Origin of the sequence: Candidatus Kuenenia stuttgartiensis (genome assembly GCF_900232105.1) — a bacterium.
In the GTDB taxonomy this organism is placed as follows: Bacteria; Planctomycetota; Brocadiia; order Brocadiales; family Brocadiaceae; genus Kuenenia; species Kuenenia stuttgartiensis_A.
In genome coordinates this window covers 4,252,707-4,278,089 of the sequence record NZ_LT934425.1, presented here as the reverse complement: position 1 = coordinate 4,278,089, position 25,383 = coordinate 4,252,707, and the positions used below count along the sequence as shown (strand labels likewise).

Genomic DNA, 25,383 nt, shown 5'->3' with positions numbered 1-25,383 from the left:
CAAGTGTTTATTGTCCCTTCTACAGTCAGCAGTCTGCAACTGACTAATGACCAATATATTTTTTGTTAAGAAGTGATTAATTTTTTAAACGGTTAGAAGATTAACAATGCAATAATGCCATGGTTATTAATAAAAAAAAGGTGTTTGTTTTAGGTTTGGACTCAATACCACCGGAATTGCTTTTTGACCGGTGGCTGAATCAATTGCCCAATATTAAAAGATTGGTCTCTGAGGGGCTCTATGGGGGATTGGAAAGCACCATTCCCGCTATTACATGTCCGGCGTGGCCGTCAATGATGACAAGCGCCAACCCCGGAAGGCTTGGTTTGTACGGTTTCCGAAATCGTTCAAACTACAATTATGACGGATTATGTTTCGCAAGTTCAAAAACAATTAAAATTGATACTGTCTGGGATATTTTATCCCGGATAGGGAAGAAAGTTGTTTTGATAGGCATTCCCATGACCTATCCTCCAAAACCCGTAAACGGCTGTATGGTTACTTGTTTTATGACTCCGGACACAAAGAGTCAGTACACATACCCTGCCGGATTAAAGGCTGAGGTGGAGGGTATAACAAACGGATATATACTTGATGTTGATGAATTCAGGAGTGAAAAGAAAGAGTATATATTGAAAAAAATATATGATATGACCGAAAAGAGATTTAAGCTGACAAAAAAATATATCCATTCCAGGGAATGGGATTTTTTTATGATGGTTGAAATGGGGCCTGATAGGATACATCACGCATTTTGGAAATATTTTGATGAAACACATCCGAAACATCCGTCGGGTTCTGAGTATAAAGATGCTATTTTAAATTATTATAAATACCTGGATAAGGAAATCGGGGAAACACTTGCGCTTTTAGATGAAAATACAATGGTGCTTATAGTATCCGACCATGGCTCAAAAAAGATGGTTGGCGGTATTTGTATTAATGAATGGCTTATACAAAACGGTTATATGAAACTGGTTGAGTATCCGAAAACAACAACTCCCTTCAATAAACTTATGGTTGACTGGAAGAATACCTCGGTGTGGGGAGAGGGGGGCTATTACGGCAGGGTATTTCTGAACGTACAAGGCCGCGAACCACATGGTGTAATCCCCAAACATAATTATGAAAATTTCAGAAATGAATTAATACGAAAACTTGAAGATTTGCGGGACGAAAACGGAAACAATATAAATACAAGAGTATTTAAACCTGAGGAGATTTACTCTGAATGTGCAGGTGTTCCGCCTGATTTAATTGTCTATTATGGCAACCTTGATTGGCGGTCAATTGGCAGTGTTGGTAGCGGTTCCATTTGGGCAGATGAGAATGATACCGGCCCGGATGATGCGAACCACTCTCAACAGGGTATTTTTATTTTGAAAAAAAATGGGCATTTGGGTGGCATCAGAAAAAATGGCACTACCCTCTATGATGTTTCTCCGACGATTTTACAATATTTGGACGTTAAAATACCTGAAAATATGGAAGGACGGGTTATCGCATAATCAATGCCACAGCATCGGATTATTCAGAGGAGTATTCGGGTGAATAAAGGCTTTACCGTATGGCTTACCGGTTTGCCTGGGGCTGGCAAGGCAACAATAGCTCATTTGCTGAAAAATAGGTTAAGTGAAAATTATCAAATAAATGTTGAAGTACTTACAAGTGAATTAATCAGAGCAAACCTGTGCTCTAACCTTAAACATGCCAGGCACGACCGGAAAATCAATATCCACTGCGCTATTTTTATCTGCAAATTATTGTCACGGAATGGAATCGCGGTGATCTCTTCATTAGCATCCCCCCATCGGACATCAAGGGAAAAGGCTCGCAGGGAAACAGGCAATTTCATTGAAGTTTATGTCAAATGTCCCCTTGAATTATGTGTAGCAAGAGACGTGGAAGGTATCTATCAAAGAGCCTTAAATGGCAATATACTGCATTTCATGGGAGAATCTGATCCCTATGAAGAACCATTAAATCCCGATCTTGTCGTGGAAACAGACAAAGAAACCGCTGAAGAATCAACCGGTAAAATATTGAAAAAACTGTTGGAATTACAGTATATAGTCAAACAAATAGAATTTCCGAAAGGTGAATAATAAGATTCATTGTAAGGGTGGAATTATCCTGATAAAAAATTTAAAGACTTCCCCGCTTTTTACCTAATCAGCCATCAGCTACGTTTGCTTGCCATTTAACCGAATAGGAACAGATTTTACATTCCAAATATCCTCGGCATACTCATGAATGGTTCTATCACTGGAAAATTTTCCAATACGGGCGACATTAATGATTGATTTCTTTGTCCATTCATCCTGGTCACGATATAACTTGCTTACCAACCCCTGACAGTTGACATAACTGGCAAAATCTGCAAGCACCATATACTGATCGCTTTTTAGAAGTGAATTGGTAATTGGCATAAAGAGTGAAATATCGGAAGATGAAAAATATCCATTCGCAATCATGTCAATTGCCGTTTTAAGAGCGGTATTGTTACGATAATATTCATACGGATTGTAACCCACACGTTTGATATGATCGACCTCTTTCTCGGTAAGTCCGAAAATAAAGATATTATCAGATCCTACCTCGTTCATAATTTCAATATTAGCACCGTCAAGCGTTCCGATCGTTAAGGAGCCGTTAAGGGCAAATTTCATATTTCCAGTACCTGAAGCTTCCATACCAGAGGTGGAAATTTGTTCGGAAAGGTCTGCTGCGGGAATGATGCGTTCTGCCAGAGAGACCTGATAATTCGGCAAAAAGACGACTTTAAGCTTATCGCCAATATCGGGGTCGTTGTTAACGACTTCAGCGACAGAGTTTATCAGTTTAATAATGAGCTTTGCGATAAAATAACCGGGAGCCGACTTTCCTCCGAATAGTATGGTACGCGGCACAAAGTTTTCAATGGAATTGTTTTTCAGTGAATTATAGAGAAAAATAACATGCATAATATTCATCAATTGTCTCTTGTACTCATGGATGCGTTTATATGGCAGCAGAACAATGAATCTGTATTCACCCACATACTGGTAGTCTGCTTTATGTATTCAGCAAGCCGTATTTTGTTCTCTTTTTTAATATGCTGCCATGTTTCACAAAATGCTTTATTTCCGGTAAACGGCATCAATTTTTTTAAATCCGCAAGATTTTTGAGCCAGCCTTCTCCTATAGTATCCGATATCAGTTGAGAAAGCGCAGGATTACATTTTTTCAGCCATCGTCGCTGGGTAATGCCATTTGTCTTGTTGTTAAAACGATCAGGGTAAAGTTCGAAAAAATCCCTGAAAACGGTTGTTTTTAAAATTTGTGTATGTAAAGCGGCTACGCCATTTGTTGAATGGCTTCCTACAATTGCCAAATGGGACATTCTTACCTGTTTTTCATTGCCCTCTTCAATTAATGACATACGGCGTAACCGATCGCATCGTCAGGATATTTGGTTTTTACACTTTCAAGAAACCGGGAGTTTATCTCATAGATAATCTGAAGATGTCTCGGCAATAATTCGCCTATCAGGGGGACACTCCACTTTTCCAATGCTTCTGGAAGGATGGTATGGTTTGTGTATGCAAAAGTACTGACGGTTATATCCCATGCTTTTTCCACGAAATACCTTCTATGTCAATAAGGATACGCATTAGTTCCGGGATTGCAATGGCAGGGTGGTATCGTTCAGTTGGATAGCTACTTTATCGGGAAAAAGATCGAAGGAGGTATGTGTTTTTTTGTATCGGCAATAATATCCTGAAGGGTTGCCGACACAAAAAAGTATTGTTGTTTCAGCCGTAGCTTCTTCCCCGTATGGATTTTGTCGACAGGGTAAAGGATTTTTGAAATTGTCTCGCTTCTTTGTTTTTCCTCCACAGCCTTAAAATAATTTCCCTCATTAAAATCCTCTCTCTTCTTTTTTTTTTTTCCCTCACATGCCCATAAAACATTACCGGATATAAGTGCTCTGGTCGTTCGAATTCCCATGGGTTGCCGTAGCGCAGCCAGTTGTCAGGCAGTTCAACCTGATAACCATTGAGGATACTCTGGAAGAAAATCCCATACTCATAGCGCATGCCATAGCCATACGTCGGCAGTTCAAGAGTAGCCATAGAATCAAGGAAACAAGCCGCAAGCCTCCCAAGCCCACCGTTGCCAAGTCCTGCATCCCATTCTTTTTCACAAATTTCTTCTAACTCATACCCTAATTCATGCAGCGCCTTGTGGCATTCATCGAGAAAGTCAAGATTGATCAGATTGTTTCCAAGCGCCCTGCCCATAAGAAATTCAAGAGAAAGGTAATACACACGCTTTACGTCATTGTCAAAATAGGATCGTTGTGTGGCAATCCAGCGTTCCACGAGACGGTCACGAACGGTATAGGCAATGCTTTATAAATGTCCAGTTTTGTCGCCGAATAGGTGTCTTTGGACAAAGAACATGTGAGATGATTGGCAAAGGATTTCTGAATCGATTTGATATCAGTGGCAGATATAGTATCGATAAGTTTTTTTAGTGTATTATTCTGGACCATTATGGTGTTACTCCTGGTTAAATACCGTTTAATGAAAAACCGGAAAATAGTTGACCGTTTGAAAGGCTGATGAATAAGAACACTTTACTCTTGCGCACGGACAATTAATTTTGGTAATGTTTGGTCATGACAAACTATTTAGTGTAATACGTAAAATTGTGGCCATCCCCACATTGTAATGGCAATTCATGAATAATTTTTTATGGGCGCTAAAGTTTCTCACCATCATTCCAATTAATAGCGGATCCGGGAATTGCCCAAGAGCAGTTATGCCGTGTGCTGGTTCCCCATTGTAGGAATTGTCATTGGCGCTATTTTATCAGTTGTTTCTCTGCTTTTGCAAAATGTTTTTCCTCCGTGTATAACAAATGCCTTCATATTAATAACGTATATTGTAACCGGAGCGTTGCATCTCGACGGATTTGCTGATACATGTGATGGTATTTATGGCGGATGGAACAAGGAAAAACGGCTGGAAATAATGAAAGACAGCCATATTGGGAGTTATGGCGTTATTGGTTTGATTTGTATTCTCGGACTGAGATATGCCTGCCTTCTGCATACAGGAGAATGCCATGTTTTCTTGAATACAAAAGACATTTCAGCCGGGATATTACCATCATTTGGCGAGCCATACAGTAGAGACGCTTCTTCCGCAGTAGTGACAAAAATTATTGTGCTGTGTTTAATGCCTGCAGTAGGGCGATGGGCGCAGGTGTTTGCCGCCGGAGTATCAAATTATGCAAGAGATGTGCCGGGAACAGGAAGTTTCATCGTGAACGGAACCACGCAAAAACATGTGGCTGTTGCATCCGTTGTTCCCTTTGTTCTTATACTGTATTTATGCCGTTTAAAGGGTCTGGCGGAATGCGCAATAATTGTTGTTTTTACATTATTTATAATCTGGTATATCAAAAGAAAGATTGGCGGTATGACAGGTGACACATTGGGCGCAATCAATGAGGCGGCAGAAATTATTTTCCTCTTAGCACTGTTCGTTGTTTTTTAACGGTTAACCCCATTTCTTGTAAAATATGGATTTTTATAAAATTCCATAGTGAAGCATTTTCTCTCTGTATTTTTAGGGAATGAAAAGTTGTTTAAGAATAAGAAATTAAAAAAAGAGGTTTTTACAGAGTTCTATGGCTAAGACTATCCTTGTGCTTGGCGGTGCCCGCAGCGGAAAATCTTCATTTGCGGAAACCATGGCGAAACGTTACAAAACAGTTGTGTATGTGGCTACCGCCGAAATCAAGGATGATGAGATGCGTGAACGCATACGGATACATCGGGAACGGAGGCCGTTGTGCTGGCAAACAATTGAATCGCCGTATAATTTGGAAAAAGTCGTTTTCGACCAGAGTAAAAAGGCAGACCTGGTTTTTATAGACTGCATTACCTTATATATTACCAATCTTCTTGTAATGCCGGCAAATCAGGATTCGTCACAGATAATTGATAAAATACATACACTGTGCCGCGTTTGTGAAGAAATAACTTCAGACATTATAATCGTCTCAAACGAAGTCGGACTTGGCATAATGCCGGAAAATGCACTGGCGCGGCATTTTTGCGATATAGCCGGTTCTGCAAACCAAATACTGGCGCAGCACGCAACAGAGGTATATTTCGTAATTTCAGGAATTGCACAAAAGATCAAGTAATGGATATCAGGAACTCAAAACATCAATAGCGAAGAAGAAAGATTGCCCGGTCTTTGTTGTTTTCGGGAATGAAGAATTCTTTATTAAAGAAGCGGTAACGACAATAAAAGCCGCTTTAATTGCCGATAACGATACCGACCCGGTGGTGATTGAGGTCGGCGGAAATGATACGCCGGCACCGGTCATTTTTAATGAATTAAGAGGACGTTCCTTTTTCCAGAAAAATAAAAAGCTGGTTATTGTAATTAACGCAGACAATTTTGTGGAAAAAAACAAAGATTCATTAGAGAGTTATTTGCAAAAGCCATCAACGCATGCGCATTTGATTTTAATATGTGCCGGATGGGATAAAAGAATAAGGTTGTCAAAATTAGCGGAGAAAACCGGCATTGTCGCAGATTGTCAAAGGATAAAGGAATATCAATTGCCCACCTGGCTTATGTCCCGCGCAAAACATTACAAAAAGACGATGAACCCTAAAGCCGCACAGCGGTTAGCCGGGGACGTCGGAAACAATCTGGCTATATTAGACATGCATCTTGAGAAACTTTCTATTTATAAAGATAATAAAGCTACAATAGACGAATCGGACGTCGATGCATTAGTGACCGCCGACAGGAATAGAACGATATTTGAGCTTACCGACGCAGTTGCCCGGAAAAATTTTCCACAGGCGCTTAAGATTCTCAATCAGATGTTGACACACGGTGAGAATTCAGTGAAAATTATCACATTGCTGGCATGGCAAATCAGGAGGATTTGGAGAGCCAGGCAATTATTGGCGCAGGGAAAAGATGAAAATAGCATTTCTTCTGAGCTTCAAATAGCGCCTTTTTTTAAAAAAAAGTTTTTTGACCAGGTAAGGGATTTTACCGAAAATGACCTTATGAAAAAACATGCCTCCCTGCTTGAATCTGACATACAAAGCAAGACAAGCGCATTCAATAAACAACTATTGCTTGAACTCCTGGTACATAAATTGTGTGCATGATATTTTATGGCCGCGGATTTTTTTGACACATTAATTCTATTTGCATTAGAAAGGAATTGTTATGAAATTTTTTATTGATACCGCAGATGTAAAAGAGATAAGAGAAGCGCATGACCTTGGAATTCTTGACGGTGTAACGACGAATCCGTCCCTCGTTGCAAAAACAGGCAGACCATTCCGCGAAACGCTTGAAGAAATTTGCTCCATAGTAAAGGGGCCAGTGAGCGCTGAAGCGGTAAGCCTCGATACACAAGGCCTCGTTGATGAAGCTCGTGAGTTATCGAAAATTGCCGAGAATATCGTAGTAAAAATACCCCTGATAAAAGACGGACTTAAGGCAGTGAAAATATTATCTGAAGAAGGAATAAATACGAATGTTACACTTTGTTTCTCTGCCAATCAGGCGCTGTTAGCGGCAAAGGCTGGGGCAACCTACATTAGCCCTTTTGTGGGGAGACTGGACGACATAGGGCATACAGGAATGGACGTCATAGAGGATATACGGGCAATTTATGATAATTATGGGTTTGCGACTGAAATAATTGTGGCAAGTATCCGGAACCCGAATCATGTTCGTGATGCGGCATTAATGGGAGCAGACATATCTACCATCCCTTTTAACGTTTTTAATTTGCTGGTGCAGCATCCGTTAACGGATGCCGGTATAAAAAAGTTTCTTGCCGATTGGGAAAAAGTTCCGAAAAAATAATAGTATAAGCCCGTTTTACCCACTCCCTTAGTCCCCTCCCGAGAAGGGATTTCTCAAATTCCCCTTTTGAAGAGGGGGTAGGGGTGAGTTAACGACATAATGAAAAACTTTGTAACACTTTATCAGGGGGACTCAATTGATGATTTTAACAGGCAAACAATAGATAAAAATTCAAAACGCTGTTTGCTATTTCCTGGAGTGCCGCGCATTGTTTAACTTTACAAAAAACAAACTCATTATATTTTTGCTCATCTTTTCGTTCCTGCCGTTATTTATCATGCGTCTTGTTGTTTATCCCATTGCTTTCAATGCATTAAGGGATGAAATTATTCGTAATTTGAGGCTTGCGGTAAATAAACAGGCTGAATTAATTGCAGCATGGATGGAAGGCCGCTTATCAAATGCCAGGTACATCGCAAATAATCCGTTCTTGATTCAAGCAATGCAAAAAACAGGGAATGCGCTTACCATAGAAGTTAACGAATATTTTAAATCCATTTGCAGCGATTTTGGCTATAAAGAGATTTTTTACGCTGACCGTAACGGAAAAATTTTATTTGCATCCAACAAGGCACTGTACGGTGAAAATATATTGGAACAGGATTACTATCGCAGGGCAATTGCCGGGGCATTTTTTGTATCGAATATACAATCCTCCCTGGAACTCACCGGCAATGTTGCCGGATTCCAGGAGGCAGATACACCGGCAATGATCATGTCCTTGCCGGTAAAAAACGCCCCGGATGCAATTTTAGGGGTGCTGGCTGTGTGTGTGGATGTTGCCGAAATTGACAGGGTGATGAAAAGTGTTCATTTCGGGAAAACGGGAGAAGCATACCTGATAAATAAAAACGGATATATGTTAACTACCTCAAGGTTCACTGATGAATTACTTCAGGCTGACCGTATCAAAAAAAGGGCATCATTGGAGTTAAAAATTGTTGATCCTTACACAAAAAAGCCGACAAAAGGAGCGCTTGAATGTATTAACGGCGGGGAAGGCTATGATGCGCATGGTTATCCTGATTACAGGGGAGTACGGGTACTTGGCTTTTGGCATTGGATGCCGGATTACGATTGGGGAGTAATCGCGGAGATAGACGTTAATGAGGGGTATGGAAAACTTTATACACTGCGTGATTCTGTCATGTTTGTTTTTGCATTTTTAGCAATGGGGATTGTTATTGTTGTTTTTCTTCTTGTAAAGAAGGTGACCCTGCCTTACCGTTAAAATATTTTTTCGCGGAGGCTGTTTAGCATTCTCACTCTTATGATTTCAGAATAATATTTCTCGATGTACCTTTCCATTTTAGCCCTGTGTGTTTTCATTGCACATTCGATTTCTTTCGGTTTTGCGTAAAAGCAGTACCAGCTAAGAAAATTTTGTTTTTCCATTTCATCATCTGTTATCATCATAATTACCTCCTGACTTTCTGTTTTTCTCCCCTATCCAGTTAAATAGCAATAATAATGCCAAATATGAATTTATTAAAGGATATTGTACTAAGTTGCGTATTACCATAACAATGTGACTATTACAAATAACCGTTTTATTTTTTTTGGTGTTATTTTTTTATAATTAAAAATGCAAAACCTGCACATTTTTCCCACACACACGTGGAGATATGTTCGCCTTTAAACTTTGCTCTACTATGAAAAGTATTGTAACACTTTAATCTTTTGAAACTGGAAATTGTCATTTGTAGTGCGACGAGGTTCGTCGCACTACATGTGAATTTAGTGGGCTTAGATTTCAAGTGAGGAAGGAACGAGCAGCAACCGTTTAATATATAGCAAATGCTTCGCCCCTGTTTTTGACTATACGTGTGAAACTTGTTGAAAAACAGTATTTATTTCCAAAAGCTTCGTTAAAAGAAAAGAGGAATGAGGCGTTGATTACAAAAAAAGTGCAAAGAAGTTTATTTGATACAGTCCGTGATGATACAAAAAAATCACCCTTGGCAGACAGGATGAGGCCGCGAAATCTCAGTGAATTTGTGGGACAGGAACATCTCGTGGGGGAGGGCAAGATTCTGAGAAGTTTTATCGAAAATAAAGAACTTGTTTCATTAATCTTTTGGGGTCCTCCGGGTGTTGGGAAGACAACGCTTGCCTTGATTATTGCAAACGCGATGAATGCTCATTTTATCACATTTTCAGCGGTACTCTCCGGTGTAAAAGAAATACGGGCGGTTATTGAGGAAGCAAAGGAACAGCTTAAATTCAATGGCAAAAGGACGGTTCTTTTCGTGGATGAAATTCATCGGTTTAACAAAGCCCAGCAGGATTCTTTTTTACATCATGTGGAGGATGGTACTATTACTTTAATAGGTGCGACAACGGAAAATCCCTCCTTTGAGGTCAATTCACCTCTCTTGTCACGATGTAAGGTACTTGTTTTAGAACCGCTCAGAAAGAGCCATATCACTGCTATTTTGTTGAATGCCTTGTCGGATAGAGAAAGTGGTTTGGGCGGTCAGAAGATAGAAATACCGCAAGACGTCATTGACTTTATAGCGGAGTTCTCACATGGTGAGGCAAGAGCGGCGCTGAATACCCTGGAAACTGCCATTATGCTTGTTCGTCCAAACGAAAAAGACATTCGCCCTGTCACCATGGAAATTGCCATGGAGGCAATGCAGCGAAAGGCATTACTCTATGACAAGGGGGGAGAAGAGCATTACAACGTGATTTCCGCTTTCATAAAGTCAATGAGGGGAAGCGACCCTGACGCCGCACTCTATTGGTTGGCGCGTATGCTGGAGGCGGGGGAAGACCCTCTCTTTATTGTGCGGAGAATGGTCATATTTGCAGCGGAAGATATCGGCAATGCCGACCCGGCCGCTCTTCAATTAGCCGTATCGGTAAAAGATGCGTTTCATTTTGTAGGTATGCCTGAAGGATGGATACCGCTCGCGCAGGGGGTCACCTATCTTGCCTGTGCGCCGAAAAGTAATGCGTCGTATATGGCATATTTAGCAGCGATAAAAGATGTAAGAGAAAGAGGGGCATTGCCTGCACCAATGCATGTAAGAAATGCGCCTACCACTCTTATGAAGGGGATGGGATACGGCAAGGATTATAAATATCCACACAGTTTCGGTGGATATGTTGAACAGTCGTATCTGCCAAAAGAATTGGATAGTAAGGAATATTACCATCCGACGCAGAATGGATTTGATGCAGAAATCAGGAAACGACTTTCCTTTTATAAGAGTAAGCGAAAAGGTCTGGAGGATGAATAGTCTATGTCCGCATTTTTTTCGCTTTGGTGATAAACAATCCGGATCCCTTTTTTCTTCTTTTAAAACTCGTTAATAATATTTCCGCTTCGCGAAAAGGGAGTGTTACAAAAGAATATTTATCAAGAATCTGCACGTCCCGTATTTTTTCACTCGCGATATTTGATATATCCTTGATGTATGTCACTAATTTTTTGTGTGTTAATCCTTCCTGTTTCCCCTGCGTTACAAAGAGCCTTGTTTTCCCTTTCTTGTCAACTACCGCCTCTTCTATTTCAACATAGCGTTTTTCATTAAGTTCATCAGGAAAGGAATACTGCAGTAATGCTGATATGATATCTTCTGGTTTCTTATGTTCGGTCAATTCTTTTGCCATTTCAATGTAGCAATTATGGGCATTTAAATCCACAATTTCATTAATATGGTCTTTTATTTTAAGTTTTTTTGTCCGTATAATATCCTCGATCTTTGGAAGTTTTTCCTTGCGAATGTCCGTCTTTGCCGCTTTTTGTATAAATTGCAGTTTCCTGTATTCTTCCGGGTTATAAATGTTATAGCAATTCCCCCTTTCCCCGCGCGGCCGGTGCGCCCAATCCTGTGGACATATGATTCTGGGTCCTGCGGAAGGGAATAATTTATTACATGGGAAAGGTTGTGAATGTCTAATCCCCGCGCCGCCACATCAGTTGCGATAAGTATGTTGATCTGGCGTTTTTTAAATTTGGCAAGGATCTTTTCCCTCAGGCTTTGAGATATATCGCCGTGCAATGCGTCCGCATCGTAACCGCGTTCAATCAGATGGCTGGCAACGGCGTCAACATCAATTTTTGTACGGCAGAAAACAAGGCCGTAAAAATCCTTCTCGATATCTATTATCCTGCAAAGCGCTTCAAATTTATCCGCCGCAAATACCTCAAAATAAATCTGATCTGTCTGACTTACGGTAAGTTGTCCGGCGTTGACCTTCTGCACGTCAAAGTCTCGCATATAATTTTTGGCTATTTGCATTATTTCAAAGGGCATAGTAGCAGAAAACAGCAATGTCCTTTTTTCATGTCCCGTGTTTTCCATGATTTCTCTGACATCATCAATAAAACCCATATTCAGCATTTCATCCGCTTCATCAAGGACAAGAAACGATATTTTGCCGATCTTTAATGTGCCCCGCTTCAGATGATCAAGGACACGGCCTGGCGTGCCGACAACAATATCAATCCCCTTTTTAAGGCTTCTTAGCTGTAATTCCATGGATTGCCTTCCGTATATGGGAACAATGCTCAATCTTTTCTTTCCCTTCAGCGAATTGAGTTCTTCTGCCACCTGAATTGCCAATTCTCGTGTTGGAGTGAGTACAAGCGCCTGAACATTTTTTGATTTTTCCGGCAGGAGTTCAAGAACGGGAAGGCCGAATGCCGCTGTTTTGCCAGTACCCGTCTGCGCCTGCCCCACGATATCTTTAGTTCCGCTCAGTATTGCCGGTATGGTTTTTTGCTGAATTGGCGTAGGTTCTTCGTACCCCTTTTCCTTTAACACCTTTAGTGTTGATTCTGACAGTCCTAAACTTTCAAATGATTCCATAGATTATTTCTATCCTTACATTATTTAAATAGGTATAAAATTTGTAACTATCACAAATGATACACGTTATCTGCTACTTTAACAATAACAATCTCCATAATAAAGACATCAACTATACAAAAATTGCATTGATCCGGCGACCTGTTTTCCTCTTTTTTATCGGTGCTACAAATAGAGAAAACATTGCTTTTTTATCAAAAATCTTAAACCGTCTTGTCTATCTTCTTTTACCCCCCATTTGTCCATTCTTTGTGTAAGAGGGTCGCGGGGTTGCTATACTGTAGGAGTTCACAAAATGTGATTCCAGAAATGCTATAATTATTTATGTTGGCAGAAGTTAAATTTTTCCTTAGAAATCCCTATTTGTGAACTATTACAGTATACATCTGATCACAATTTTACAAAAAAGGGCCCGAGAAAATAAGGGAAGGGGCTTGGACTTTTTTTATTAACGGTGGCAGAAAAACCACAGAAAGAAAATCTGTTAGAGTATTTTATCATAAAACAATTGTTGATAACATGTCGGTATAGTGCTAGTATTACGTTTTTAAATAATATGGTAAGTATAATATTATAGATAAGATAAATGTTTTTTTACTTATTTATTAATAATGTTTATAATAAGTAAATTACAATAACTATTCAGCGTAATTTATTAAACTACCGGAGATCAGAGCGCAACTCGTTCCCAAACAGATACTTCACTATGTTCAGTACAAAGTTTGGGAACGAGCCGTGTATCGTTTACGCTGAATAGTTACGTGATTCCCTTTGAAAAGTGCTGATAATATGTCTGTGTAGAGGAGTGATGGTTGGTGTATGGTTAGTCATTATCTCTTGATCTCTTGAAAAGCTGCTTCTATCGAGAACCAATGTTTCTATATCCTCAATATCTTTTGGTGAGAGGTCATCGTATACCAGAAAGGCAAGCGAAAGGATATCTGTCGGTTCTTAGTTGTTATCTTTAATGATAAGGGAGACCTTTTTTGGTAAAATGAGTAAAAAACAGATCAGCTTACGGGTAAAAATGACAGGTTATCGCAAAAAAATCAAATGTTTTGTAATACTTTAATTTTTTGAAAAATACGTTCACGTATAGGAATTTCAATGTGCATAATGTAAGAGACGCATTGCATGCATCTGGAAACTGCTGCACGTAATAAAAATGTTGACACAACAGATAGACGCATGCAATGCGTCTATCTGATTTAATGCGTTAATCCTGAAGTAATGTTAACCCCATACTGCAAGCTGTGATAAGGCGGTTAAGGTTAAATACATGGGGAACGACGATTGGTTTTGCGACAAAATTCTTTGAATTTCCGCGCTCAATCCCTTCCGCCATTCTAAGTATTTTCGCGGGAAAGGCTGTTTTTTTTTCAGCATATTAAACAAATAATTAATCCTTGACTCCACCATTAATTGCGCCAATTTTGTATTGTCATGCACATATTTCCCAATCAAATTCAATATTATTTTTTTATTTTTGTAAAATGTTTCTATCAACTCCACAACGTGGGGAATATCGGTAATAGTTTTTTTATTAAAAAAATCAATTATCGCATCCGGAAATGCAAGAAGATCTTCATCTTTACCAATAACAAGGCATGCGTTATTATCAATAGCGTGTATTTTGTCATCACTGGTAAATAATATGTTTCCCAGGTGTCTGTCGCTGTTGCCAATTATAAAATCGAAGATTAGCAATCGTTGGTAATCCTCTCTTTCTTTACGGGTCATTTTATCTATTTGATATCCGTCTTTCGCATTTTTTACCCATTCCTGAATGGAACCGTTATATCGTATATTGTTAATGGTATCGTCAATTACCATCGTTTTCGGGACTAATCCAAGTCCTACTATGGTGTCAATTTTATAAACAATAGTTTCCCTGATAGGAGTATCCGGGTTATCAGCCATCCAGTAGTGCCGGATATCGCATTTAAACATTGCGATACTTCCATCTCTAAAAGTTATTTTCTCAGGTCCGCGGGGACCGCCCATCCATCGTTCGCATTCCACGTTTTCTATTTCTTTATCTTTTATGCTACCGAAGATATCACGTTCCAGCTCGTTTTTAGAAAAATTATCAGTATGTTTGTGAGAATCCATAGACTTTAACCTCCTAACCGTAATGCATTTTCTCCAGGCAGTCCAGCCTTATAAATTTTTTCCATTGCAGAGATAATATTGTATTTGACCCGCTTGATATGTACGGTTTTTTGTTCGGTGTTGTAAATAGCGTAAGATGCCCTCAAATCCCAATCGCGCGGCTGTCCAACACTCCCCACGTTTATGAGTGCCTTTTCTACATTATTCAAATCAAAGACATGTCCTTTATCCAACCGGACAGAACTCTCGTTTAGAAATAATGCCGAGGGCACATGGGTATGACCGTAAAAGCAAACAGATGTATTTAGTTTATCAAAACTCAATTGAGCGTCTGCGAGGGTTGTTATGTAGTCAAAGAATTCCGGCCTGTTTAAAGAAGCATGCACAAGGGTAATGTCGTTCCATTTCTCAATCAGGGGCAAATTTTTCAAATAATCTTTATAACTTTGTGAAAGTTGGTTTGACGTCCATATGGCCGCTTCTTTTGCGGATTTATTGAAATAACTTACGGGGAATTTCCCTACCACCGCACAGTCGTGATTGCCTGCAACGGTTTTACAACGTAGTTGTTGTACTAATTCAATGCACAAAATTGGTTCTGCGGCATAACCAACAATATCGCCTACGCAGAATATTTCATCGACACGTTCTTTTCGTATTTCATCTGCAACGGCAGTAAACGCCTCATAATTACTGTGTATATCACCTATTATTGCATAAATCAATGATCACTCCCTTGTATCTTAGTCGCACTATCGAGTAGACCTTCTTCCTTATCGCACAACTTTTTTTGGTGCGGCGAATCCCGTCACACTAAATTGTTGGAATTTTTTAAAATACTAAATTGTTACGAATTTTATTGTTCTTCTTTTGAAGACCTTATTTGTTTGACTATATATAATGACAGGGCCAGACCTTATCTATTGACAACTTCAGTATGATTTGTCTGGTTATCTACATTACAAACTCAATAATAGCTGTTGCCTGCTTTAAGCTGGCAGTAATTGACACTATGTGTCATCCTTTTATGGTTTGTATACCAGAGGATACTTTTCTGGATTTTCCAGAGAGTCTATTTCCAGATCGATGTCCAGGTCAGGCCAATGTAAATGCGAGTCGTGGATGAGCTGTACATTCTGAATCTCCCTCATTTTTGCATCTTGAAACCAAGGGTACTCTTAGTAAGTCAAAAAATACTCCTTCCCATCTGTATATAGCCAAATACCGACTGTATATAGCCAAATATCGAAATTGGATATATTTACAATTTCGGCTTTCAAAAATGCTTCTTCCACTTTTTTGCAAGGTCGTTTTTTTCTCCTCAATGATTTTTTGTATTTCCTGTCTCGAAAATAAGACTACAAAAAATAACTCAAGCACAGGTGCCGCAATATGATATGGCTATAAAACCATTTTCATCGTTTCCGGGTGTTGCTGATGCAACATGATGACTGATGACTTATTTTGTCATTACAAGGGTATCCGCTTGTCATTGCAGGGGTCTCAGCTTGTCATTGCGAGGGTATTTTCCGAAGCAATCTCATAAACCGTCATAGAGATCTTCCATCCCGCATTCATTCCAGTAATTAATTCTATTTTTTTAGCCCTTGAGCCACCCTTAATTTGCTTTTCTCGCGATATGGCGTTTCTTACGTCACGAAATATCTCGTAGTATACTGATTGCTTCGGAAAATACCCTCGCAATGACAAGCAGAAAAAGACCCTTGCGATGACAAGCCGGGCCTCCTGCAATGACAAGCTGATACCTTTTGGATGGCCCTATACATTAGAACCGGTACAGAAACAGAAATGCCAGATGTTCCCAACTCGAAAGTAAGACTGCAAAAAATAGCTTAAGTACAGATACTACAAGATGATAGGGTTATAAAACCATTTTCATCTTTCATCGTTTCTGGGTGTTGCAAATGAAACATGATGACTGCTTTGTAGATAGTCCATAATGCCTTGCAAGTGAAACCAGTGATTCTCACCAGAATTTTGTTTCTCCGTCGAGATATTGAAAATGTATGTGGAGACTGGATTCTTCTCCCGAAAAGAAACAAAAATGATAGTTCTTATGCCGAAATACGGAGGGACTTACCTCCTTACTCTTTCATGGTAAAATGTTTAGCTTAATAATTACTATTCCTCGTCCACATAATCAATCTATCAATCTTTTGCCAAAAAGTTAAGTCTTTTTTCTTAGTCTTAACCTCGGCAGCCTTCGTTCCTGTTGCTATAAGTCAAACAAATCGTAACACTTTGGTTTTTTGGAAAAGTAGGGGCGAAGCATTTGCCCGTTTGGGTATGAACTTATTTATAACAATTTATGGTAAATGCTTCGCCCCTACACTATGCGGCAAACATTGCCAATATTGGAATTTTTAAAAAAAATAAAGTGTTACAAAAAAGTAGCAAATGAAGTGAATGGTAGGAAGTGAATGGTAGTATTCCCATGGATTACCCATTGAGAATTATCTCAACCGATTTTAGGGTAGTTTTGTGTTGTTTATGTTTTTTGCTGTGTTTGTGAAAAATTTCTGTATATTTGATAAGACCTCTTCCCATTTCTTTTCTGCATAAAATTCATAGAATGATGTTTGCTCATCCTCAGCAACCCAGTTTTTCGTAAACGCCTCAAATTCGCCATTATGCATGTGCAAAAACTCCCGCAACTTCAAATCAATGTTTTTATCATAGTCCAGGAACCACTGTACAAAATGGTTCCATGATTTTGTTTCCTTTTTAATCCACATGCGCCAAACTTCCACAGGACAGTTCCAGTCCATTTTATCCCTGAATACAAGTTTGACAATGTTAAACAAGTCATCTGATATTTTTGATTCGTCAACTTTAATTATTTTCATAACAATTTTTTTCTCAAGAATTATTTCTAAAATTGTTCGTATTGTTTTTATTACAAAGTACCCATTCCTGCAAAACAATGCCCCATTTCCTATGTGTGAGAGCTTCTTATCTTCACAATTAAACAAATAGTATGCCAGCACGAGAAAGGGTTTTTTGTATTAAATATAACTATTTATATTACAACCATTAACGCTAATTATTTGATAATTAATAAATAAAATACCCAAGGAAATGAAACGAATAAAGGATGCCGCTTTGCAATATCTGCAATCAACGCATAAGAATACGTTTATCAAATACTTACATACTTTATAGATATATGATGGAAAACGTATGCCTTTGATTAAATACACACAAACAAAGTATTCGCGCCTAACCCTATGCATATTTTATTTAATTTTTTGCCTATGCAAATTTTGCATTTTTGGTAACAATTTGTAACACTTTAGTTTTTTGGCTCGTCCGCAGAATCTGTGGGTAATAAGTAAGGATTAGTAAGAGAAAAGGTGCATTGCCATCCCAAAGGGAGTAAGATGTTTTTTATCAAGAAAGCATCTTAACCCAAAAGGAGAGGCAATGCAGATAAAGACATTATTAAATACGGTAGAGAATTTCAAGTCATTTGTTTACAAAGCAGTCAGTTTCGAGGTCATAAATGGTAGAAAGGCATTAGTAGCAGATATAAAGCCGAGGGTAAATGCCAAGCCTGAATGTTCAGTATGTGGGAAGAGAGCGTCTGGGTATGATACACAGCCGTCCCGGTTATACGAGTATCCGCCATTATGGGGGTTTCAAGTATTTTTCCGATATTCCCCGCGACGCGCCGCCTGTCCAGTGGACGGAATCCATGTAGAGCGAATTCCCTGGTCAGAAGGTAAGGAGCAGATGACCACCACATACAAGGTATTCCTGTCTCGATGGGCTAAACGCCTGAGTTGGAAAGAGACAGCCGAGATATTCAAGTCCAGTTGGGACAGTGTGTATAGGGCAGTGCAGTTTGTAGTTGCCTACGGCCTTGCCCACAGGGACTTGGAGAATATAACGGAAATAGGAATAGACGAGATACAAGTCTGGAGTGGCCACAAGTATTTAACCCTTGTATATCAGCTTGATTCGCATGCCAAAAGGCTTTTATGGAGTGGCCCTGAGCGGAAGGCAAAGACCCTGCTGAAGTTTTTCATGGAGTTAGGTAGAGAACGTTGTCTGAGAATCAAATTCGTTTGCAGCGATATGTGGTCGCCGTACCTGAAGGTGATAGCGAAGAAGGCTTCCCAGGCGCTTAATATTCTTGACCGTTTCCACATCATGAAGAAATTCAATGAAGCCATAGACCAGATACGGAGGGAAGAGGTCAAAAAGCTCAAGGATGAAGGCACAGACAATGTTTTGGAAAAGAGCCGTTGGTTACTGTTGAAAAGGCCTGAGAACTTGACAGAAAAGCAAACGGTACGGTTAAGCCAGATAGTTAAGATCAACCTGAGTTCAATAAAGGCATATTTAATGCGTGAAGATTTTCAGCGTTTTTGGGAGTATAAGTATCCGGCGTATGCAGACAGGTTTCTCGAGAACTGGATTACGAGAACCCTAAAAACCAACCTGGAACCTATGAAAAAAGTGGCAAAGATGTTGCGCAATCACAAGCAGCTCATTCTCAACTGGTTCAAGGCTGATGGCAGACTTTCTTCCGGTACGGTTGAGGGGTTTAACCTTAAGGCGAAACTGACTATGAGAAAGGCTTATGGTTATAAATCTCTGGAATGCCTGCAAACAGCCTTGTATCATACTCTTGGTAATTTGCCGGAACCAATACTTACCCACAGATTCTGCGGATGAGGCAGTTTTTTGAAAAAGTAGGGGCGAAGTATTTGCAATAAATTGGCATAAATGCGTTCATGCCCAAACTGGCAAATGCTTCGTCCCCTGCACTTTTTTTTGATTACCTTGACAAAAAGTTAAATGATTTTTATAATCGTAACGTTCCTGAATGTGAAGAATTAGAGCAAATGTGTCTGTTTTTTTAACGGTAAACGAGTATTGCGTGTTTGATTAAAAATATGTCTCCTGCCAACAGTTTTTGGTTTCCACTCCCCCTCTTATTTATATTCAACACGTAAAGGGGCATTTCATTCCATTACCACGGTAATTATCTTTATTGCTGCGGTTTTTGCTATTTTTTACAACAAATTTTATTATGAATAAACTATTCCAGAAAATAAAAATCGGACGTATGCAGGTAAAAAACAGGCTTTTCATGTCTGCCATGGACTTGGGTTTTACTACTGACGGCGGTATTAATGACCGCATCATTCAGTTCTATATTGAAAGGGCAAAGGGGGGGGTTGGCCTTATTGTTGTGGGCGGTTGTTATCCCGAAATGAATGGCAAGGTGTGGAAGAGCATTATAGGGCTTGACAAAGATGAATTTATTCCCGGACTCAAAAAACTGACCGACGCTGTTCACGCTTATGGAACGTGCGTTGCCGCTCAATTGCTTCACGGGGGAAGGAGCGCCTCTTCATTTTTCACGAAAATGAAACCCGTTGCCCCGTCGCAATTGGCACACAGAAATATCAGACAGGAACCTCATGCATTGACAATAACGGAAATAAAAAAGGTTATTGACGGATACGTGAGCGCAACGATCAGGGCAAAGAAATCGGGGTTTGACGCAGTGGAGCTTCATGGCGGTATGGGATATCTCATTAATCAGTTTTTTTCCCCTGCGACGAATAAACGTGATGATGAATACGGTGGAAGTCTGGAAAACAGAGCGAGGTTTGCGAAGGAATTGGTAATTGCAATAAAGGAAGAGGCAGGGGGGGATTATCCCGTTATTTTCAGGTTATCCGGGGAGGATTTCGTGGAAGACGGCATCAGGATCAACGATTCTGTTGAAATAGCTGGAATATTAGAAAAGGCGGGGGCTGATGCGTTTAATGTATCTCCCGGCTGGCATGAAAGCAGGATACCTATCATGTCAATGGTAATTCCCAGGATGACATATGTCTTATTCTCTGAAAAAATTAAGGCACACGTCAATGTGCCGGTGATTTCTTCCGTCAGGATTAACGATCTTTCACTGGCGGAAGAAATACTTGATAATGACCGTGCAGATGCTGTGTCTGTTGGCAGGCCGCTTATTGCAGACCCGGAGTTGCCCAACAAATATCAACAGGGACGTTATGATGATATCAGGACGTGTATTGCCTGCAATCAGGGGTGTTTTGATTCGCTGCTCAATTTTAAGGCCGTTTCCTGCATTTACAATGCAATGGCCGGGCATGAGGGTGAATATGCGGTAACAAAGGCGGAAAGTATAAAAAAAGTTATTATAGTAGGAGGCGGGCCTGCAGGCATGGAAGCTGCCCGTATTCTGGCATTACGGGGACATGATGTTTCTTTGTATGAAAAAAAAGATATCCTTGGGGGACAATTGCAATATGCCTGTATTCCTCCGGGACGTAATGAGGTGCGAAATATTATACACTATCTCAAAAAACAGTTGAAAAAACTGCATGTCAAAATACATACGGGCGTTGAAGTTGATAGTGTTTTTATTGAAAAAGAGAATCCAGATGTCGTTATTCTCGCAACCGGGGGGGTGCCAATCTTGCCTGATCTGCCGGGCATTAACTCAAAAAACGTTTGCCTTGCAAGTAGTGTTTTGGAGGGAAAGACGCCGCTGGGAAGCAATGTAGTAATTATCGGGGGGGGGACTGTTGGTAGCGAGGTTGCGCTCTATGCGGCTAAACAGGGGGCAATGAGCCCGGAGGTTGCCTGTTTTTTGCTGAAACATAAAGTGATTAATGCGGATGAGGCAGTGGAATGTACATCTCATGGAAACAGAAATATCACACTATTGGAGATGAAACGGAAGGTCGGGGGCGGGTTTGGCGTTTCAACGCGATGGATTATGCTCAATGAGCTTAAAGATGCCGGGATACTCGCCGAAACGGGAGTAAAGGTAAAAAGAATTGTTGACGACCATGAGGGTAGTGGCATTGTGTATGAAAAAGACGGGCAGGAGCATTTCATAAAGGCGGATACCATAATTGTTGCGGCAGGTTATCGTCCTAACGCGGAGCTGCAGGATGAAATATCCCGTAAATTTTCAGAGAGTTACAGCATAGGCGACTGTGTTAAGGTGCGAACGGCATTAGAGGCTATTCATGAAGGATTTCAGGTAGCGCTGAAAATATAAGCCTTTTCGGAAGAATACTATGATGGAAGAATATTCTCCTTTTAAACCCAGGTTTCCTGTGCCAGCGGTGTTACACGTTTTTAAACAAACCAAATTTTGTAAGTATGTTAAGTTTATATGTTTAATAGAAAATCAAACAGGTAAATAACCGGGCTATTATTATGAAAGACATCCGTATGAATCGTGGAGATACCTCAGGGTACGACCACATTGAATTTGAAGAAATAAAAGCGAAAAATGGCAAGGCGATCGGCATTATTTACATGAAAAAACCGCCAAGAAATTCTATTGGTTCATGGTTGTTGGATGCTATTTACGACAAGATGGATCAATATGAAGGGGACGACTCTATCGGAGCGATTATTATTGCAAGCAGGATTCGTGGGGTTTTTAGCGACGGGGCAGATCGTGACGAGCTGTTTGGGTCATGGATTTCCGGTCTTGTAGCGGAGAAAAATTACGAAAGATTCCGCAAGGCGCATGAAATATTTGTTGAAATAGAGAATTGCAAGAAACCCGTTCTTGCCGCGATAAATGGCGTTACCATTGGTGCAGGGCTGGAGCTGGCAATGTTGTGCGACCTGCGTATTGCGTCTGATATATCCTTTTACAGTCTGCCGGAAGCCAAACCGGAGCTTGGAATTATTCCGGGTTTGGGCGCTACTCAAAGACTCCCGAGATTGGTTGGGGTAGCGCGTGCAAAGGAGATGTTGTTCCTTGGAAAACTGATACGGGCTGATACTGCGCTGGAATGGGGGCTTATTAATCAGATCGTGCCTCATAAGGATGTTTTAAAACATACGATTGAAATTGCAAAAACTTTGCTGGAACGGGATGCAAGGGTGTTGAAGGAAATGAAAAAATGTATCAACTACGCAATGGAAAACGATCTTCAGAAAGGAATCGAATATGAGGTAAGGCTCTTCGCAGAAATGATGCGGTTGAAACTTGTTGGAAAGGGCTGCTGACTACAAGTTAATTATTACTAAGACGTCAGGCGTGGGTGTGTTTGAGGATTACTGAAATCTTCGTGATTATTTGTGTGAAGATGCAGTCAATAAAATACCCGGCAAGTATCAATTAATCTTAAATTTAGTAATAGTATCGATATTGCCTTTTATTTCTTTCACTTCGTTTATTTCTTCTTCAACGTTTTTAAAGCCCTTCCTGAACTCAGCAATACTTCTTCCGACATTTTTCATAATGCCAGGCAGTCTTTTGCCAAATATGAGAAAAGCAATTAACGCGATTATAATCCACTCCCAACCACCTGGTATGGAAAACATAAAGCAGTCCTTTCTTCTTTTTTATTTTTTCCTGGCAATGATATAATCTGCCAGTTCAATAAGCGCTGTCTTGTATTGAGAATCGGGAAGCGGTGCAATCACATCCTGCGCCTGTTTAACAATGCTTCTTGCCCTGTCAAATGCGTACTCTACGGCATCGTGTTCGGTAAGCAACTCTACGATGGCGTCCTTTTTTTCATCTAAATGACCTTTAAAGATCAACTCCTTTGTTGATTCCCTCTTGCTTACGGGGAGTTGATGCACCAGCCGGATAAGCGGTAAGGTGAGTTTCCCTTTTTTAATATCCGTATTCAGCGATTTGCCAACCTCATCTTCATCTCCCATAAAATCAAGGCAATCATCTATTATCTGAAAGGCGGTACCGATTTTTAAGCCGTAATTTGACATCATCTCCGAAAGCTTATGGTTTGCCCCGGCAAAGGTGGCGCCTAAACGGCAACTTGTGGCGCACAATGAAGCGGTTTTCTTTTCGATAATATCAATATAATCTTCTTCACTAAGCCCCACATCATAGCGTCTTTTCAACTGAATCAACTCGCCTTCGCACATCGTATTTACCGTTTGAGAAAGCAGCAGAGTTGCTATTTGAGAATCAAGGGCGGAAAGGATGGTAAAGCCGCGCGAAAACAAATAATCACCAAACAGAATGGATATTTCACGTCCCCACTTTGAATTCATACTTTCGACATGCCTTCTCATGGCAGCCTCATCGATGATATCATCGTGCACCAATGTCGCGGTATGCACCATTTCCACAACAACAGCAAGGTCTATGTGCTGAGGTGCCGTATCGCTTATACATTTGCCTGAAAGCAGCGTTAAGGCGGGCCGCAGCCTTTTTCCTTTATATTTACTTATATGTACAACGAGGTCTGCCAGTGAGTTATTCTGTGGTTGTAATTCTTTGTAAAACCGGGCTTCTACCTCATCCATGAGTGGTTCGATTGAAGCGAAAATATCCTCTGTTTCCAAAACAAAATCTCTCCTAAATATCGGCTTCTATTAATAGTAAAGCGAAGCGATATGTTATCAGGCAATATTTAAAAAGTCAAACCTCTTTTCTTCCTTAATTTACAGATTTCGCTGTATACATCGTCAGGGGTTATTGAGTGAATGCACGTAACATGTTCACACCTGCGTTTTTCACAAGGACTGCAATGAATGTCTTTTCTCACCACCGACGCATTCTCATCAAAGGGTGCGTAAACAACCGGGTCCTTTGGCCCGAAAACTGCTATTGTAGGAATCCCAAGGCATGATGCAAGATGGGTAGGCCCGGTATCCCCTCCAATATAAATATCCGCACGTTGCAATAACGCAACCAACTGTTTCACCGATGCGGTCTTGCATGCAATTATCGCCGGGAAATGCATGTGCGACCGGATATCCTCTGCAATGTTATATTCCGGGCCGCTCCACGTAAAAATCACTGCATATCCGAAATCTTCTATCAATTTGTCTGACAAACGCGCATATTTTTCCGTCGGCCATCTCTTGTATTTGCCAAACAGGCTTGTTCCCGGATGAATAATCGCCATGGATTTCTGACCCAAATGGTTTTTGAGGATAAAATCGTCAATATAATTATTGTCTTGTTCCGGAACAGAAAACACCGGTTTTTTATAATATGCTTCGATGCCCAATCCCTGAACGAGCGACAGGTATTTTTCAATTCTGTGCATGGTTTTTTGCCGCGGAGTAATATGCACATTCGTAAAAATATAATTGAATTCTTTACAATATCCCATGGAAAACCCCACCCGTATTTTTGCGGCGCTTAGATATCCCAAAAGGCCGCTTTTAAAATTACCATGAAAATCCAATACAATATCATACCTTTTCATGTTTAATTGTTTAAAAAAGGCAAACATTTCTGAAATGAATTGAAAATACCGTTCCGGACGCAATAACCATGATTGCCATCGCTTCCGGGGGAAGACAAGCACTTCATCCACTTCGGGAACCATTTCAACCAAATCCTTAATATTATCCTCAACAAGCCATGTAATTTTGCTGGTGGGCAATGCTTCTCTTACATTTTTTACGGCAGGAATCACGTGAATAATATCACCCATAGCACCCAGGCGAACAATTAAAATATTTTTCTGGTTGATGCTGTTTTTCCCTATTTTCATATTTGAAAACCCTATCTCCGTCCTTTTACGATATTTTCT

Annotated in this window: 20 protein-coding genes and 4 pseudogenes; 11 read left to right on the top strand and 13 right to left on the bottom strand. The window is 40.2% G+C overall.

All coding sequences use genetic code 11. The features are described from left to right. Window positions 1–119: 119 nt before the first annotated feature. On the top strand, window positions 120–1,508 hold the full coding sequence (locus KSMBR1_RS19880; RefSeq protein ID WP_099326828.1) for an alkaline phosphatase family protein: 1,389 nt from the start codon (window positions 120–122) through the stop codon (window positions 1,506–1,508). Window positions 1,509–1,547: 39 nt separating this feature from the next. Then, window positions 1,548–2,105: an adenylyl-sulfate kinase gene (gene cysC / locus KSMBR1_RS19875; RefSeq protein ID WP_099326827.1), complete on the top strand. Its 558-nt coding sequence runs from the start codon at window positions 1,548–1,550 to the stop codon at window positions 2,103–2,105. A 78-nt stretch (window positions 2,106–2,183) separates the two neighbouring features. Here cysC and glgP read toward each other — a convergent pair. The 3 genes and pseudogenes from glgP to KSMBR1_RS22180 form a co-directional block, all read right to left on the bottom strand. Beyond that, a pseudogene (gene glgP / locus KSMBR1_RS22800) lies at window positions 2,184–3,382 on the bottom strand (glycogen/starch/alpha-glucan family phosphorylase). A 29-nt stretch (window positions 3,383–3,411) separates the two neighbouring features. Beyond that, window positions 3,412–4,283 (bottom strand): annotated as a pseudogene (locus KSMBR1_RS22840) (glycogen/starch/alpha-glucan phosphorylase). Window positions 4,284–4,315: 32 nt separating this feature from the next. Then, the gene (locus KSMBR1_RS22180) at window positions 4,316–4,537 is read right to left on the bottom strand and encodes a hypothetical protein (protein ID WP_197705276.1); all 222 of its coding nucleotides are present in this window, start codon (window positions 4,535–4,537) and stop codon (window positions 4,316–4,318) included. A 253-nt stretch (window positions 4,538–4,790) separates the two neighbouring features. Here KSMBR1_RS22180 and KSMBR1_RS19865 point away from each other — a divergent pair, with 253 nt between their 5' ends. The 5 genes from KSMBR1_RS19865 to KSMBR1_RS19845 all read left to right on the top strand — a co-directional run bounded on the left by KSMBR1_RS19865 (window position 4,791) and on the right by KSMBR1_RS19845 (window position 9,132). Then, window positions 4,791–5,546: an adenosylcobinamide-GDP ribazoletransferase gene (locus KSMBR1_RS19865; RefSeq protein ID WP_157820762.1), complete on the top strand. Its 756-nt coding sequence runs from the start codon at window positions 4,791–4,793 to the stop codon at window positions 5,544–5,546. A gap of 133 nt (window positions 5,547–5,679) precedes the next feature. After that, on the top strand, window positions 5,680–6,201 hold the full coding sequence (gene cobU, locus KSMBR1_RS19860) for a bifunctional adenosylcobinamide kinase/adenosylcobinamide-phosphate guanylyltransferase (protein WP_099326825.1): 522 nt from the start codon (window positions 5,680–5,682) through the stop codon (window positions 6,199–6,201). Beyond that, a complete protein-coding gene (gene holA / locus KSMBR1_RS19855) occupies window positions 6,182–7,192 on the top strand; it encodes a DNA polymerase III subunit delta (protein WP_099326824.1) in 1,011 nt (336 codons plus the stop codon). Before cobU ends, holA begins: the two co-directional genes overlap by 20 nt. Window positions 7,193–7,253: 61 nt before the next feature. Further along, entirely contained in the window at window positions 7,254–7,901 is a 648-nt protein-coding gene (gene fsa, locus KSMBR1_RS19850; RefSeq protein WP_099326823.1) for a fructose-6-phosphate aldolase, read from the top strand. Between the two features lie 208 nt (window positions 7,902–8,109). Beyond that, on the top strand, window positions 8,110–9,132 hold the full coding sequence (locus tag KSMBR1_RS19845) for a cache domain-containing protein (protein WP_099326822.1): 1,023 nt from the start codon (window positions 8,110–8,112) through the stop codon (window positions 9,130–9,132). Here the strand turns inward: KSMBR1_RS19845 and KSMBR1_RS19840 are convergent. Further along, the gene (locus KSMBR1_RS19840) at window positions 9,129–9,317 is read right to left on the bottom strand and encodes a hypothetical protein (protein ID WP_099326821.1); all 189 of its coding nucleotides are present in this window, start codon (window positions 9,315–9,317) and stop codon (window positions 9,129–9,131) included. The two genes, KSMBR1_RS19845 and KSMBR1_RS19840, sit on opposite strands and share 4 nt — an antisense overlap. 554 nt (window positions 9,318–9,871) lie before the next feature. Here KSMBR1_RS19840 and KSMBR1_RS19835 point away from each other — a divergent pair. Next, window positions 9,872–11,146, top strand: a complete 1,275-nt coding sequence (locus tag KSMBR1_RS19835) for a replication-associated recombination protein A (RefSeq protein ID WP_099327138.1) — start codon at window positions 9,872–9,874, stop codon at window positions 11,144–11,146. A gap of 1 nt (window position 11,147) precedes the next feature. On the opposite strand, the pseudogene KSMBR1_RS19830 reads toward KSMBR1_RS19835, so the two are convergent. From KSMBR1_RS19830 to KSMBR1_RS19805, 6 genes and pseudogenes are all read right to left on the bottom strand, one after another. Next, window positions 11,148–12,721 (bottom strand): annotated as a pseudogene (locus KSMBR1_RS19830) (DEAD/DEAH box helicase). Between the two features lie 1,233 nt (window positions 12,722–13,954). After that, window positions 13,955–14,833, bottom strand: a complete 879-nt coding sequence (locus KSMBR1_RS19825; RefSeq protein WP_099326820.1) for a protein kinase family protein — start codon at window positions 14,831–14,833, stop codon at window positions 13,955–13,957. Between the two features lie 5 nt (window positions 14,834–14,838). Beyond that, the gene (locus KSMBR1_RS19820) at window positions 14,839–15,558 is read right to left on the bottom strand and encodes a metallophosphoesterase family protein (RefSeq protein ID WP_099326819.1); all 720 of its coding nucleotides are present in this window, start codon (window positions 15,556–15,558) and stop codon (window positions 14,839–14,841) included. 300 nt (window positions 15,559–15,858) lie between these two features. Further along, window positions 15,859–15,999 (bottom strand): annotated as a pseudogene (locus KSMBR1_RS23820) (DUF2442 domain-containing protein); the annotation flags it as partial. 337 nt (window positions 16,000–16,336) lie between these two features. Further along, the gene (locus KSMBR1_RS22170; RefSeq protein ID WP_197705273.1) at window positions 16,337–16,591 is read right to left on the bottom strand and encodes a GIY-YIG nuclease family protein; all 255 of its coding nucleotides are present in this window, start codon (window positions 16,589–16,591) and stop codon (window positions 16,337–16,339) included. Window positions 16,592–17,322: 731 nt separating this feature from the next. Beyond that, window positions 17,323–17,700, bottom strand: a complete 378-nt coding sequence (locus tag KSMBR1_RS19805) for a hypothetical protein (protein ID WP_157820760.1) — start codon at window positions 17,698–17,700, stop codon at window positions 17,323–17,325. Between the two features lie 577 nt (window positions 17,701–18,277). Here KSMBR1_RS19805 and KSMBR1_RS19800 point away from each other — a divergent pair. The 3 genes from KSMBR1_RS19800 (at window position 18,278) to KSMBR1_RS19790 (ending at window position 22,870) form a co-directional block, all read left to right on the top strand. Beyond that, window positions 18,278–19,534 carry an ISL3 family transposase gene (locus KSMBR1_RS19800; RefSeq protein ID WP_099326027.1) on the top strand — a complete coding sequence of 419 codons (1,257 nt, stop codon included), beginning with the start codon at window positions 18,278–18,280 and terminating at the stop codon, window positions 19,532–19,534. Window positions 19,535–19,892: 358 nt separating this feature from the next. Further along, a complete protein-coding gene (locus tag KSMBR1_RS19795; protein WP_157820758.1) occupies window positions 19,893–21,902 on the top strand; it encodes an oxidoreductase in 2,010 nt (669 codons plus the stop codon). A 161-nt stretch (window positions 21,903–22,063) separates the two neighbouring features. Continuing rightward, window positions 22,064–22,870, top strand: coding sequence for an enoyl-CoA hydratase/isomerase family protein (locus tag KSMBR1_RS19790; RefSeq protein WP_099326815.1), 807 nt, complete (start codon window positions 22,064–22,066; stop codon window positions 22,868–22,870). 108 nt (window positions 22,871–22,978) lie between these two features. Here the strand turns inward: KSMBR1_RS19790 and KSMBR1_RS19785 are convergent, their stop codons facing one another. From KSMBR1_RS19785 to KSMBR1_RS19775, 3 genes are all read right to left on the bottom strand, one after another. After that, a complete protein-coding gene (locus KSMBR1_RS19785; protein WP_099326814.1) occupies window positions 22,979–23,188 on the bottom strand; it encodes a Sec-independent protein translocase subunit TatA/TatB in 210 nt (69 codons plus the stop codon). A 21-nt stretch (window positions 23,189–23,209) separates the two neighbouring features. Beyond that, window positions 23,210–24,181 (bottom strand): polyprenyl synthetase family protein, encoded by a 972-nt coding sequence (locus KSMBR1_RS19780; RefSeq protein ID WP_099326813.1) that lies wholly within the window; start codon window positions 24,179–24,181, stop codon window positions 23,210–23,212. Between the two features lie 68 nt (window positions 24,182–24,249). Continuing rightward, window positions 24,250–25,344 carry a glycosyltransferase family 9 protein gene (locus KSMBR1_RS19775; RefSeq protein WP_157820756.1) on the bottom strand — a complete coding sequence of 365 codons (1,095 nt, stop codon included), beginning with the start codon at window positions 25,342–25,344 and terminating at the stop codon, window positions 24,250–24,252. Window positions 25,345–25,383: the final 39 nt, after the last annotated feature.

Coding starts and splice junctions, on each gene's coding strand:
- KSMBR1_RS19880 (WP_099326828.1), top strand. CDS start 120: ATGGTTATTAATAAAAAAAAGGTGTTTGTTTTAGGTTTGGACTCAATA.
- KSMBR1_RS22180 (WP_197705276.1), bottom strand. CDS start 4,537: ATGGTCCAGAATAATACACTAAAAAAACTTATCGATACTATATCTGCC.
- cobU (WP_099326825.1), top strand. CDS start 5,680: ATGGCTAAGACTATCCTTGTGCTTGGCGGTGCCCGCAGCGGAAAATCT.
- fsa (WP_099326823.1), top strand. CDS start 7,254: ATGAAATTTTTTATTGATACCGCAGATGTAAAAGAGATAAGAGAAGCG.
- KSMBR1_RS19840 (WP_099326821.1), bottom strand. CDS start 9,317: ATGATGATAACAGATGATGAAATGGAAAAACAAAATTTTCTTAGCTGG.
- KSMBR1_RS19835 (WP_099327138.1), top strand. CDS start 9,872: ATGAGGCCGCGAAATCTCAGTGAATTTGTGGGACAGGAACATCTCGTG.
- KSMBR1_RS19825 (WP_099326820.1), bottom strand. CDS start 14,833: ATGGATTCTCACAAACATACTGATAATTTTTCTAAAAACGAGCTGGAA.
- KSMBR1_RS19805 (WP_157820760.1), bottom strand. CDS start 17,700: ATGAAAATAATTAAAGTTGACGAATCAAAAATATCAGATGACTTGTTT.
- KSMBR1_RS19800 (WP_099326027.1), top strand. CDS start 18,278: ATGCAGATAAAGACATTATTAAATACGGTAGAGAATTTCAAGTCATTT.
- KSMBR1_RS19795 (WP_157820758.1), top strand. CDS start 19,893: ATGAATAAACTATTCCAGAAAATAAAAATCGGACGTATGCAGGTAAAA.
- KSMBR1_RS19790 (WP_099326815.1), top strand. CDS start 22,064: ATGAAAGACATCCGTATGAATCGTGGAGATACCTCAGGGTACGACCAC.
- KSMBR1_RS19785 (WP_099326814.1), bottom strand. CDS start 23,188: ATGTTTTCCATACCAGGTGGTTGGGAGTGGATTATAATCGCGTTAATT.
- KSMBR1_RS19775 (WP_157820756.1), bottom strand. CDS start 25,344: ATGAAAATAGGGAAAAACAGCATCAACCAGAAAAATATTTTAATTGTT.